This is a genomic window from Arthrobacter sp. cf158, from assembly GCF_900106835.1.
GTDB lineage: Bacteria > Actinomycetota > Actinomycetes > Actinomycetales > Micrococcaceae > Arthrobacter.
This window is the reverse complement of sequence record NZ_FNNR01000002.1, coordinates 270,632-283,404: the sequence shown is the minus strand read 5'-3', so window position 1 is coordinate 283,404 and position 12,773 is coordinate 270,632. Positions and strand designations below refer to the sequence as shown.

11 protein-coding genes are annotated in these 12,773 nt (G+C 61.8%); 4 read left to right on the top strand and 7 right to left on the bottom strand.

Annotated elements, in window-relative coordinates:
• The first annotated feature begins 29 nt into the window (after window positions 1–29).
• Complete coding sequence (locus BLW08_RS04250; protein WP_091323496.1) at window positions 30–1,322, top strand: DUF58 domain-containing protein; 1,293 nt, start codon at window positions 30–32, stop codon at window positions 1,320–1,322.
• Between the two features lie 26 nt (window positions 1,323–1,348).
• Window positions 1,349–2,074 (top strand): DUF4166 domain-containing protein, encoded by a 726-nt coding sequence (locus BLW08_RS04245; RefSeq protein WP_091323494.1) that lies wholly within the window; start codon window positions 1,349–1,351, stop codon window positions 2,072–2,074.
• Between the two features lie 11 nt (window positions 2,075–2,085).
• On the opposite strand, the gene BLW08_RS04240 is transcribed toward BLW08_RS04245, so the two are convergent.
• Together BLW08_RS04240 and BLW08_RS04235 are read right to left on the bottom strand one after the other, a co-directional pair.
• Window positions 2,086–3,120 carry a uroporphyrinogen decarboxylase/cobalamine-independent methonine synthase family protein gene (locus BLW08_RS04240; RefSeq protein WP_091323492.1) on the bottom strand — a complete coding sequence of 345 codons (1,035 nt, stop codon included), beginning with the start codon at window positions 3,118–3,120 and terminating at the stop codon, window positions 2,086–2,088.
• Between the two features lie 3 nt (window positions 3,121–3,123).
• On the bottom strand, window positions 3,124–3,513 hold the full coding sequence (locus BLW08_RS04235) for a chorismate mutase (RefSeq protein ID WP_090818311.1): 390 nt from the start codon (window positions 3,511–3,513) through the stop codon (window positions 3,124–3,126).
• A 151-nt stretch (window positions 3,514–3,664) separates the two neighbouring features.
• Here BLW08_RS04235 and BLW08_RS04230 point away from each other — a divergent pair, with 151 nt between their 5' ends.
• Window positions 3,665–4,321 carry an NADPH-dependent F420 reductase gene (locus BLW08_RS04230; protein WP_090818308.1) on the top strand — a complete coding sequence of 219 codons (657 nt, stop codon included), beginning with the start codon at window positions 3,665–3,667 and terminating at the stop codon, window positions 4,319–4,321.
• Between the two features lie 88 nt (window positions 4,322–4,409).
• Here BLW08_RS04230 and BLW08_RS04225 read toward each other — a convergent pair whose 3' ends face one another.
• From BLW08_RS04225 to BLW08_RS04210, 4 genes are all read right to left on the bottom strand, one after another.
• Window positions 4,410–6,116, bottom strand: a complete 1,707-nt coding sequence (locus tag BLW08_RS04225) for an ABC transporter ATP-binding protein (RefSeq protein ID WP_091323490.1) — start codon at window positions 6,114–6,116, stop codon at window positions 4,410–4,412.
• Window positions 6,113–7,126, bottom strand: a complete 1,014-nt coding sequence (locus tag BLW08_RS04220) for an ABC transporter permease (protein WP_090818300.1) — start codon at window positions 7,124–7,126, stop codon at window positions 6,113–6,115. Before BLW08_RS04220 ends, BLW08_RS04225 begins: the two co-directional genes overlap by 4 nt.
• Window positions 7,127–7,128: 2 nt before the next feature.
• Window positions 7,129–8,220, bottom strand: coding sequence for an ABC transporter permease (locus BLW08_RS04215; RefSeq protein ID WP_090818298.1), 1,092 nt, complete (start codon window positions 8,218–8,220; stop codon window positions 7,129–7,131).
• 121 nt (window positions 8,221–8,341) lie between these two features.
• On the bottom strand, window positions 8,342–9,970 hold the full coding sequence (locus BLW08_RS04210; RefSeq protein WP_090819136.1) for an ABC transporter substrate-binding protein: 1,629 nt from the start codon (window positions 9,968–9,970) through the stop codon (window positions 8,342–8,344).
• Window positions 9,971–10,217: 247 nt separating this feature from the next.
• Here BLW08_RS04210 and BLW08_RS04205 point away from each other — a divergent pair, with 247 nt between their 5' ends.
• Window positions 10,218–11,045 (top strand): caspase family protein, encoded by an 828-nt coding sequence (locus tag BLW08_RS04205; protein ID WP_091323488.1) that lies wholly within the window; start codon window positions 10,218–10,220, stop codon window positions 11,043–11,045.
• Between the two features lie 28 nt (window positions 11,046–11,073).
• Here the strand turns inward: BLW08_RS04205 and BLW08_RS04200 are convergent, their stop codons facing one another.
• The gene (locus tag BLW08_RS04200; RefSeq protein ID WP_139244849.1) at window positions 11,074–12,699 is read right to left on the bottom strand and encodes a gluzincin family metallopeptidase; all 1,626 of its coding nucleotides are present in this window, start codon (window positions 12,697–12,699) and stop codon (window positions 11,074–11,076) included.
• Between the last annotated feature and the right edge of the window lie 74 nt (window positions 12,700–12,773).

The window sequence follows — 12,773 nt, the reverse complement described above, 5'->3', positions numbered from 1 at the left end:
GGCTGTTGGTGTACAGAAGGGTGCCCTGAATGGCCATCACGGGGCGTTTCGTGGTGCTGGCGCTCGTGGGTTTAGTGCCCTTGGTCATGTTTCCTGCATGGATCACGGTTCTGTTGGTTGGCCTGGGTTTATTGCTCCTGCTGAGCGTTGACCTGCTGTTGGCGGCATCGCCGGCAAAGCTGGATCTGACACGCCGGCAACCCGGCAACGTAACGCTTGAAGGCAAAGCAGAATCTGTTGTGACAGTCACCAACCCCACCCGGAAGAAGCTTCGGGCGACGGTCAGGGATGCATGGCAACCATCAGCCGGTGCTATCGGACCGGCACAGCCGCTTATGGTGCCACCGGGCGAACGTCGCCGAATGACCGTTGGTTTGTTCCCCCGGCGCCGGGGCGACCTTGAGAGCCCGCACGTGACCATCCGCTCTCTGGGTCCGTTGGGTCTGGCCGCCCGGCAACGCACCCGTCCGCTGCCCGGACAGCTGCGGGTCTTGCCGCCGTTCCATTCGAAGCGCCACCTGCCCTCCAAGCTTCGCAAGCTCAGGGAATTGGATGGCCGGGCTGCTGTGCAAATCCGCGGAGCCGGGACAGAATTCGATTCCCTTCGAGACTACGTCCGCGGCGACGACGTCCGGTCCATCGACTGGCGAGCCACTGCCCGTCGCACCTCCGTAGTGGTTCGGACATGGCGCCCCGAACGTGACCGGCGCGTTGTCATCGTGCTGGACACTTCACGCACTGCCGCAGCAAGAATCGAGGATGAGCCACGCCTCGACACCGGGATTGAGGCGGCTCTGCTTCTTGCGGTACTGGCCGAACGCGGCGGAGACCGCGTGGACTTCCTTGCCTATGACCGGCGGCTCCGCGCGCGCGTTGAGTCGGCGTCCAAAGGCAATCTGCTGGGTCAGCTTGTCCAGGCCATGGCCCCTCTGGAAGCTGAACTGATCGAACTGGACTGGCAGCAGATTCCGGGTCAGGTCAGGGCCGTGTCGGCGCACCGGTCGTTGGTGGTGCTCTTGACGGCGCTCGACGGCGGCGCCCCCGAGGAAGGTCTGCTCCCCACCGTGGCACAACTGTCCCGGCAGCACGTCGTGATTGTGGCTTCGGTTCGGGATCCATTGTTGGGGGCGATGAAGGAACAGCGAACCACGGCAAGCCAAGTGTTCCGGGCAGCGGCCGCCGAACGTGCCCTCTTGGAACGCGCCGCCGTCACAGCGCAGCTGCGTCAGCTTGGGGCCGAAGTGGTGGACGCCGAGCCCCTGGACGTTCCTCCACTGCTCGCTGACACTTATATCCGGCTCAAAGCTGCCGGTCGACTCTAGTTCCCGGACTCCAGGAAAGGACTGCCATGAGCGCACCCATTTATCAGTTGGCACTCGGCGACGATTTCGCCAAGCTGGCCCCTGAGCTGCGGGAGTATTTCTCGCTGGCCGCCGGTTCCGGAACCTACGGCATCGGCCAAGGAACCTTCGACGTCGTGGGTTGCCGCCAGAAATGGCTGCGGCCACTGTTGGCGTTGACAGGAAGCGAGGAGGCTTTCTTTCCGGAGTACGGCGAAGGCATTCCGTTCCGGATAGAAAACCACGCGCACGTGGACCCGTTCGGACGCCCCGCCTTGACGGCCCGAAGGGAGATCTACTTCCCCTCAGTGACCAGGCTCTTCCATGACACGACAAGTGCCATCAGGCCGGCCGGCGACGGACAGGGTGCCCAAGGGCGGGCACGCCTGGTGGACCACGTGGGACGGTATCGCAGGCTGGTAACCGACTTGGACGTAACTGTCACCGCCGAAGGCCGCCTGCGTGGGGTGTCCAACGCGAGCAGGCTGCTCCTGGGGCCGTTGCGCCTCCCTTTGCCCGCAGCCCTCGACGCCCGCGCCTATGCGGAACAATGGTGGGACGGGGTGGAACGCAAGCACCGGATCCAAGTCAAGGTCATCCAACCCCAAATCGGCCTTGTACTGGTGTATGCCGGACGCTTCGACTATCACCTGGCGCCCTATCTTCCAGGAGCCGCACCCGGCACAACGCTCCCCCGGTATGCGGAACCGGAACGCTGGGAAAAGAGAATCTGACGGCCCATGCGTCAGCCTTGAGCCAACTGGTCCAGTCCGTCAGCCACGTGCGTCAATTTGGTCAGGACGTCCTTCGCCGCCGAGGGCTTGAAGCCCGCGAGTCCTGTCGAGGGAGTGACACGCAGACCTGACAGGGCCGAGGCCGGCAGGCCAAGTTGGCGCCACGGTTTCCAAATGCTTTCCACCACATCGGATGCCCGGGGCAGAGGCGCCTGGGAATCATAGGTGGGCAACGCTCCCGCCCACACCCGCTTTCCATCTTCCACAGCTGCAGCAAGGTGTTCCCACTGCCTGGTAGTCAGGGCACGGAGCGGGACGGACACTCCATCGGCCCCGGCCGCGAGTATCCGCTCGATGGGCGCCTCAACTTCCGGGACGGACAGGACAGTCTCGACGACGCCAGCGGCCTTGAGCGCATCGATCAGCAGCCGCCAGGCAGCGGTCACTTCTTCCCCTGGAATGGACCGCAAGGTTCGGTATCCGCTGGCCGTCGGGATGGTTCCAGCCATCACCGAGGCAATGTCCGGCTCGTCCACCTGGACTACAATCCCTGCCCCTGGGACGGCAGCCGAAACACGACGGAGGTGATCCGCCACACCGGCCGCCAAGGACTCCGCAATATCCCGGCGGGCACCATAATCCAGCAGGGCGCGTTCGCCGTTGTGCAGGTGGAGACTTGCCGCCAGACTAAGGGGGCCCAACATCTGGACCTTGAGTTCCCCTGCGGAAACTTCTTCGGCTCCGGCGACGTCGGCCAGGATGTTGATGTCCGTTGCAAGCGCGGAGCGCGCCCGCTGGGCGTCTTTCCCCGGCCGGTCCACAAGCCGCCAGCCATGCGGCTGGACATCGATGGCCAGGTCAACAAGCAAAGAAGCTGACCGGCCTACGGCATCCGAGCCCACACCGCGGTCCGGAAGTTCCGGCAGGAAAGGCAGGTGCGGGTGCCCCAACTCCCCCCGGATAATCCGGTTGGCCTCTGCGGGATCGCCGCCCGGCCATGGCCCCAGACCGGTGGCGCTGGCGCGCAGGTCATTCACTGACGACATTGATCAAGCCTGCTGGCTGGAAATCTGGTGATCCTCGGCGATGGCCTCGTGGTGACGGATCACTTCACTGATGATGAAGTTCAGGAACTTCTCGGCGAAAGCGGGATCCAGGTGCGCATCCTCCGCAAGCCGGCGCAAGCGCGCGATCTGGGCGGCTTCGCGGCCCGGGTCACCGGCGGGAAGCTTATGGGTTGCCTTGAGAATGCCAACCTTCTGTGTGGCTTTGAACCGCTCTGCAAGCAGGAAGACCAGTGTTGCGTCGATGTTGTCGATGCTGGACCGGATGGACAACAACTCATCCATGACGGTGCGGTCCACTTGGCCGGCCAGGGAACTCGCAGCCGGGTTGAAGGAATCGGCGTCATGGGGAAGGGCGTTGTTCTGCTCGGTCATGCAACCCAGTCTATGGTGATTCCCAGTTCCGCTGCGGGTGTTACCTTCGTCCACGGGCGCCGCAGCAGGATCAAGGCAGCAGGGCAGTATCCCCCGGGCCTCCATCGGAGCACAATGGCATCATCACTGCTGTTCCGGCAAAGGAGCCTTCATGAAAATCGCTGTTCTGGGCACGGGGATGGTTGGGCATGCACTCGCGGGGAAGCTCGTATCCCTGGGGCACGAGGTCACCATGGGATCCCGCGAGTCCGGCAATCCCAAGGGCGAGGCATGGGCCGGGCAGTCCGGACCGAATGCACGGGCGGGCTCCTTCGCCCAAGCGGCAGCCTTCTCTGAGTTGATCGTGAATGCCACGCCGGGCACCGTGAGCCTCGCGGCACTGGCGGAAGCCGGTACTGAAAACCTCAACGGCAAGGTGCTGCTGGACGTCTCAAATCCTCTGGACTCTTCGGGCGGTTTCCCGCCATCTCTGACGGTGTGCAACACGGACAGCATCGCCGAGACAATTCAACGGAGCTACCCTGAAGTTCGTGTGGTCAAGTCCTTGAACACGGTCAGTGCCCCGGTCATGGTGGATCCTGGCATGCTCCCTGGCGCCCATGACATCTTCATGGCGGGAAACGATCAGGGCGCCAAGTCGATCGTTTCCGGGCTATTGCAGGAATTCGGCTGGTCTCCCGGGCACATCCGGGACCTCGGGGGCCTCGACGCTGCCCGCGGAATGGAGATGTGGCTACCCCTGTGGCTCCGTATCTTCATACAGCAGCCACAAGGAAAGATGTTCAACATCGGCATCATCTCTGAATAACGCCGTTTCACCGCCAACGCAGAAGTGGTACGCCCCTCCGGCGAGGGACGCACCACTTGCTGTGGCGTCCGGCTTTGCGCGCCCGGGCCTAACCGCCCAGCAGCGCGCGGTGGGCTTCCCGTCGTCGTGCTTGTTCGTCAGGGTCCGGTACCGGCAGGGAGGCGATCAGCCGCTTGGTGTAGTCGTGCTGCGGTGAACCCATGACGTGGTTACCGATGCCCTGCTCCACCAACTTGCCCTTGTACAGAACGCCCACCCAGTGCGACAACATGTCCACCACTGCGAGGTCGTGACTGATGAAGAGCGCCGCGAAGCCGAACTGCTCCTGGATGTCCTTGAAAAGATCCAGGACTTTGGCCTGCACCGAGACGTCCAGGGCGGACGTCGGTTCGTCGGCGATCAGCAGACGCGGGTTGAGCGCCAAGGACCTCGCCAAGGAGGCGCGCTGCCGCTGCCCGCCGGACAGTTCATGCGGGTAGCGCTGCGCATACGACGCCGGCAGCTGGACTGACTCAAGCAGCTCGCCTACCTTCTTCCGCGCCTCAGCCGCACTCGGTTTGGTATGGATCATCAGCGGCTCGGCCACGCACTCACCGATGGTGAGATGCGGGTTGAAGGACGCCGCAGGGTCCTGGAAAACGAAGCCGATCTCCTTGCGAAGCGGCCGGAAAGTCCGCTCCTTGAAGTCGAGCATCTCGTAGCCGAGTACTTTCAGGCTGCCCCCCGTCGAACGGTTCAGGCCTGCGATGGCACGTCCGATGGTGGATTTGCCGGACCCGGACTCACCCACCAGCCCAAAGACCTCGTTCTCCGAAACCGTGAAGCTGACGTCGTCCACGGCTTTGAATCCGTGCCTGCCGAACCGGCCCGGGTACTCGATGGTGAGGTTCTTTGCTTCCACCAGGATCTTGCCGTCCTGATGGAGGCGGCCACGGGCACCTTCCGAGGCCGAATGACGGCCAAGGTGAGGCACGGCAGCCAAGAGCTTCCTGGTGTACTCCTGCTTGGGTTCGGCGAAGAGCACCCTGGACGGAGCTTCTTCCACGACATCGCCCTGGTACATCACCACGACGCGGTCCGCGAGGTCTGCCACCACACCCATGTTGTGGGTAATCAGCACAATCGAGGTCCCGTAGTTGTCCCGTAAATCGCGCAGGAGCTGCAGAATCTCCGCCTGGACCGTGACGTCCAAGGCCGTTGTTGGCTCGTCTGCCACAATCAACCCGGGGTTCAGTGCGAGCGCGGCTGCGATAACCACGCGTTGTTTCTGGCCGCCTGAGAACTGGTGCGGGTAATAGTTGACCCGGGTTTCGGGGTCCGGAATACCCACCTTGCGGAGTGCCTCAGTTGCCCGTTGTTTCGCTTCCTTGGCGGAGATGCGTTTGCCGTCCGTTGCATGTGCCCGGATGCCTTCGGCAATTTGCCAGCCCACGGTAAAGACCGGATTCAGTGCTGTGGAAGGTTCCTGGAACACCATGGCTACATCGCGCCCGCGGATCTTGCGCAGCGTCGACTTGCTGACACTGATGACGTTGTTGCCGTTGATCACCACGGCGCCCGAACTGATGGCCGTTTCCGGAAGCAGGCCCAGGATGGTCTTGGCGGTAACAGTCTTGCCGGATCCTGACTCGCCCACGATCGCAACGACTTCACCGGCCTTTACGTCGAGGCTGACGTCCTTGACGGCGTGAACATCACCGCCGTCCGTGGCGAATGTGACCTGGAGCTGGTCAATGGTGAGAACAGGCTGACCACTGCCGGCCTGGTCTGAAACATGTCCAAGATTGGTGGTCATGGCTTACCTGCCTCTGCCGGGGTAGACGGCGTTGTTGGTGCTGCCGGAGTCCCGGGTGCGGGTGTTCTGCCTGCGCGCTTGCGTCCACGGATGCGGGGATCGTTGAGGTCGTTGATGCTTTCGCCCACCAAGGTCAGTCCCAGGACCGTGAGGACAATCGCGATACCCGGGAAGACGCCCGTCCACCAAATACCGGACGACGTGTCAGCCAGGGCCTTGTTGAGGTCGAAGCCCCATTCAGCAGCCGAGGTGGGCTCGATGCCGAAGCCCAGGAAGCCCAGACCGGCCAGCGTCAGGATTGCCTCGGAGGCGTTGAGCGTAAACATGAGCGGCAGGGTCCTGGTGGCGTTCTTGAAAATATGGCGGCCTATGATGCGCATGCTGGACGCTCCCAGCACTTTGGCCGATTCGACGAACGGCTCAGCCTTGAGGCGGATGGTCTCTGCACGGATGACCCGGAAGTACTGCGGGACGAAGACCACAGTGATGGAGAAAGCACAGGAGAAAATACCGCCCCAGAAGCTGGATTGCCCCCGGCTGATCACAATGGAGATGACGATGGCAAGGAGGAGTGTGGGGAAGGCGTAAATGGCGTCTGCGACAACCACCAGGATCCTGTCCAGCCACCCGCCAAAGTAGCCGCTGAGCAAGCCAAGAGCCACACCGAGGAACAGGGACATCGCTACAGACACGATGATGACCGTCACGGCCGTTTGCGATCCCCAGATAACGCGCGACAAAACGTCGTAGCCGCCCACTGTGGTTCCCAGCAGGTGTTCACTGCTTGGGGCTTGTTGCGTGGGGAAAGAACCCGAGGCATCACTGAGTTGCGAGTAGCCATAAGGAGCCAGCAGTGGCGCGAAGATACTGGTCAGGATGAACAATCCGCTGAGGACGACGCCAACGACGAGCATGCCACGCTGAAGGCCCACGCTCTTCTTGAGATGTGAGATGACGGGCAGCCGGGAGAACAGTGGCTGCTTGGGTGCTGTCAATGCAGGAGTGCTCATGATCAGTACCTCACTCGGGGGTCGATGAGCGCGGCGATAATGTCCACGATGAAATTGGTGACGGCCACGATGATGGCCAGCAGTACAACGATTCCCTGGACAGCCACAAAGTCACGGGCATTCAGATATTGCACCAGCTGGTACCCCAGGCCCTTCCATTCGAACGTGGTTTCGGTCAGGATTGCGCCGCCCAACATCAGCGCGATTTGAAGTCCCATCACGGTGATGATGGGAATCAGGGCCGGCTTGTAAGCGTGCTTGGTCACGAGTCGGTACTCGCTGACGCCCCGGGATCGTCCTGCTTCGATGTAGTCCTTCCCCAGCGTTCCGATCACGTTGGTGCGCACCAGGCGGAGGAAGACACCGGCGGTCAGGAGGCCGAGGGCTATTGCGGGGAGGACGGCGTGCGCGGCGATGTCTCCGAGCGCAGTGAAGTTTCCGCTGCGGATCGCGTCAAGCCAATAAATCCCTGATGGCGCAGCCAGCCCGCTCATGGTCAGTTCCGTCCGCGTAGAGGCACGGCCGGCAACGGGGAACCATCCGAGCCACACGGAGAACGTCAGTTTCAGCAGCAGTCCCGAGAAGAAGACGGGAGTGGCGTAGCAGAGGATTGCGAAGAACCTCAGCAGGGCATCGGGGGTCTTGTCGCGGTGTTGAGCGGCGATGAGGCCGAAGGGGATGCCGACAGCGAGGGCAACAATCAAAGCGTTGATCGAGAGTTCCAGTGTGGCCGCGCCAAAGGTGGTCAGCACCTCTACCACTGGCCGTCGGTCGGTGATCGTGGTGCCAAAGTTGCCGGTGATGAGCTGGCCAAGGTACTCAAAGTACTGCACCAGAACCGGCCTGTCGTAGCCGGCGTCATGAATTCGTTGTGCCAGGACGTCCGGGGGGAGCCGGCCGCCTTGGGATGCCGTGATGGGATCGCCGATGACCCTCATCAGGAAGAAAACCAACGTCACCAGGATGAAGACGGTGGGAATGATCAGGAAGAACCTGATCACGATGTACCTGCCCAGACCTCCCCCGGCCTTGGACTTGCTCTTGGGAGCAACAATCCCGGGCTCAGCCTCGGGTACCTCTATAAGTGTTGTCATTTGTTACCTGCATTTCCTGCCCGTGGATTACGCGGGGTTTTGTCTCATGCGTGCCGGCCATCGTGGTGGTCAGCAAAGGAGGCGGGACACCGGATCAGTGTCCCGCCTCCCCCGGGCGTGTTTACTTGGAAATTGTTCCGAGACGGAACTTGAAGGACGGATCCAGGGTCTTGTCGACACCGTTCACGCCGCTTCCGACCACCGCCACCTGAGCACCCTGGAGCAGGGGCAGGGTGGAGATGTCCTTGGCCAGCGCGTTCTGGACTTCCTTGATGTCCGCTTCGCGCTTGGTCTTGTCTGCTTCGGTGAGCTGCTTACCGATGAGGTCGTTCACCGTGGGGTTGTTGTAGTGGTTCTTCAGGAAGCCACCCTCCGGGAAGAACGGGGTGAGGTAGTTATCGGCATCGCTGAAGTCCGGGAACCAACCAAACTGGAACAGTGGGTATTCGTCGGCACGGCTTGCCTTGCTGTACGTGACCCATTCAGTGGACTGCAGGTTCACCGTGAAGAGTCCGGATTTCTCCAGCTGCTCTTTGACCATGGCGTATTCATCGCCGGATGATCCACCGTAGTGGTCCGGGTTGTACTGAAGGTTGAGGGCAACGGGTTCGGTGATTCCGGCATCCGTGAGGACCTTCTTGGCCTTGTCCAAGCTTGGTTTTCCTGCATCGCCGTAGGCATCCTTGAAGGACTCGTTGGCGCCCAGGAAGCCACTGGGAACGTTGGAGTACAGGGGCAGGTAGGTGCCCTTGTAGACCTGGTCTGCAATGGCCTGCCGGTCAACAAGGTTGGCCACGGCCTGGCGAACAGCGAGTGCCTTGGCAGGGTCTGCCCCTGCTGCCTTCGTGCCGTACGGCATGGTGTCGAAGTTGAACGTGATGTACCGGATTTCTCCACCCGGCCCGGTAAGAACCTTGACCTTGGAATCCTTACGGAGGTCGTCGATGTCCGTGGCGCTGAGGCTGCGGAAGGCAACGTCGATTGCTCCCTGCTGGATTTCCAGCTTCAGGTTGGTGGGGCTGGCGTAGTACTTGATGGTGGCCGCATCGTTGGCCGGTTTGCCCAGCACGCCCTGATAGTCGGCGAAGGCCTTGAAACTGACAAGCTCGTTCTTCTTGTAGCTGTCAATGGTGTACTGGCCGTAGAAAGCATTCGCCTTGATGATCTCGTCGTCCGAGAGGATCTTGTCGGCCGGGAAGACTTCATCGTCCACGATCGGCGCTGCAGGGCTGCTCAGGATCTGGCTGAAGGTTTGGTCGTTGGCGTTCTTCAACTTGAACACCACCGTGGTGGCGTCGGGTGCGCTGACACTCTCAATGTTGGTCAGCAGCGACGCGGGTCCTGCGGGGTCATTAATGGCTACCTGGCGGTCGAAGGAGAACTTGACGTCCTTGGAGTCCAAGGTGTGGCCATTTGCCCATTTCAGCCCGGACTTCAGCTTGACCGTGTACTCCGAAGGAGCCGTGAAGGACGACGACTCGGCGAGGTCCGGAACCGGCTCCGCTCCCCCGGGCTTGGAGTTCAGGAGGAAGGAGTAGATCTGGTTCATCACCATGAATGAACCGTTGTCATAGGATCCTGCGGGGTCCAACGACGTTACTTTGTCAGTTGTGCCGTAGGCGATGGGGCCTGCGGCGGCCGGCGCGGATGAGGAGCCACCGCCGGAGGGTCCCGTGCAGGCCGTCAAGGCGAGCGCGGAGATGCCCGCCAGCGCGATAACGCTGTGCAGGGCCTTCTTGTTCAGTGCCATCTGGTGAACCTTCTGTTCGATGGATTCGGCGCGCCGCCGTGGGATATTTGTGACGGCGCACACTCTTAGTGCCTCGATTCAACCAGACTTCTGAGACGACGAACCCCCAATTCAGTGATTTGAGACACAAAATTTACTTTCCAGTAGCTTCGTTCTTCCGCCGAAGGGCCATTGCCCCGGAGGGTGTGCCGGAATATCGTTGTGTCCGAGTCTTCAATCGCTGAAGGACGGCCCAAAGGACAGGCACATGAGCAAGGCAGCCCTCTGTGTAGGGATCAACAAGTTCAAGTTTCTTCCTCAATCAAGTTGGCTCAACGGCTGCGTCAATGATGCCGAGGACCTGGCGGCGCTGCTTGAGAAAAAGTACGGCTTCGATGCCTCCGATATCACCGTGCTCCGCGATGCCAAGGCCTCCAAGAAGTCGGTCATGGCTGAACTCAGCAAGTTGCTGGACGCCGCTATTGCGGGAACGGCCACACACCTGGTCTTCACCTTCTCCAGTCATGGGACGCAGGTGCCGGACACCAGTGGAGATGAAAGTGACAGCCTTGATGAGGCCTTCGCATGCTACGACATCAATAATTCCGGAGATGCCTGGGATCCGGACACGGTGATTTCCGACGATGAGCTTGCAGCACTGTTCGCCCGCCTTCCGAAGGGCGTGCTCATGGATGTTGTGCTGGATACCTGCCATAGCGGCACGGGGCTCAAGTCCCTGGACCTGCTTCCGGGCCGCCGTCCCCGCTTCCTCCCTGCGCCCACGCCCCGGGCGGTGATCGCCAACGAATCCAAAGACACGCGAAGTCTGCGGGACATGGTTAGGACAGCCAAGCTCTCAACACCGGTCCTGATGGCGGCGTGCCGCTCTGACCAGACAGCGGCCGATGCCCTGATCGACGGACGCTACAACGGCGCTTTCACCTATCACTTCGTGAAGACCGTACAGGACGGCGGCACCGCAGGACGGGCCGAGGTGTTGAAGCTGGTCAGCAAGGGACTGAAGACCGGTGGCTTTGACCAGATCGCCCAGTTGGAAGGCACGACGGCGGCACGCAAGGCTGCGTGGGGTAGCTAGGCTCCGCCTGTGGTGAAGTCAGTCGCCACTAATCTCCCGTGCCGTGAAACTTATTACGGACGCCGGACGACGCTTCTTCCTCTGCGTCATGATGCTGGTCCGAACCAAACAGCAGCGCCTGGCGCTCCCTGTCCATCACAGGTTTAAGGGCCGCGTACACCAAGCGGCCGCCTGCGTCGAAACGCAGCAAGCCTCCCCCGCGGACATCCACATAGTCCCGCCGTGTCTTGATCCCCAGGCGGACGTACGCCTCCCTGCGGCTCATGCGGACTGTCTGGATGAACGAGGCCCCTATTTCGGAAATGATGAAACCGTCCGGGGTAACGCGCTCCGAGGTTCGGACACGGGTTGAACTGAGGGGCGTGCGCCTCTCAAGCCGCGCTGCTTCCAGGAGCCGTGGATTCTCCCAGACGAAACGTTGAACCTCCTGGGGGTCCGAACCGAGCGCCGAGAGCCGGATGGGATACCGGAGCCCTTGGTACTTGTCTACGCCGCTGATGTTGTTCATGGACACCCGCCGGATCCCTACGGCGGAGAACTCTGCCTGGAGCGCTTCACGGTAGCCATAGTTGTCTTCGGGAACCATGTCCAGATCCGCTGCAATGATGCCGCGGAGCAGGTCCCGCCAGGAAACATCCACCGGAGGCATGTAGGAGAGGCCCCGGATCACCATCCGCAGGACCCTGGTGGCAACGATCGATCCCGATTCTGCCTTCTGTTGCAAACTTTGGCCTTCCCCAAACCGCGCGTTCCTTGCCGACCATAATCGCTGCACGCTGCGGAGAATCGCTCCCACCACTACGGCGCCCCGGGCATGGGGCTCGGGCAACGATTGCCACTCGTCCGGAACGGCACCAACAAACGGCTCGCGCAGGGGTCCCCGGGCGAAGAGGTCACGTGCGAAGTCGAAGAGTGAACGCATCAGAACCGCGTCATCAACCACTTGCCCCGCTTCGAATCCGCCTGCCGCCGCTTCAAGCTGCCGATACACCACCTCGCGGGAGGAAAATACCGAAAGGATGGCGACAGTGTCAGCCAGGGCCTCGTGCAAGGCCAGTTGCTCCATGGTGGCCATTTGGTCGGCCCACGCAGGCCGGAATCCGTCCAGGATGGCATGCGTGACCTCATGGGCCACGATGTCCCGGTACAGGGCGGTGGGCACTTTGTATCCCATTCGGTCAACGGATCCGAAGCGGATGATGTTGGTTCCCCGCTCATACCCGGTGTCCGTTGCGGTAACGAGGTCCCGGGCCTTGAGAACCACCCGACCTTCCGGATTCCACGGCATGCGCCTGCCCAGCGTGGACTCGAAAATGTCCAGCGTACCCATGGCAACGCCGTACACGTGTTGGGCCAGGAACCGGGTGTCATCCAGGAGTTCGCGAAGATCCGCGGGTGGAGGCTCGGATACCAGGTGCCATGGATCTCCCTGCAGGGTGAGGGTCACTGGTGACACTGTGGTTCCCCGCCACTTGCGGATATGAATCGCGTAACGGTGCCCGGTGGGACCACGCCTTAGCCGTTCCACCGGAATCCGAACCTGCGCTGTCAGCGGCGGGGCGCCCGCAGTGCCAATCGGCCCTTCGGCCAGGACAGTCACGGAGACCATCTGACCGGCCCGAATATCCCCCGGACTCTTTTTTGGAAATGCCACAGCCATCGCCGTCCCGAGTGCGGAACCCCAAACACCGCAGCGGAAGCGCTGCTTAGCCCAGTATGGAGGCGGTG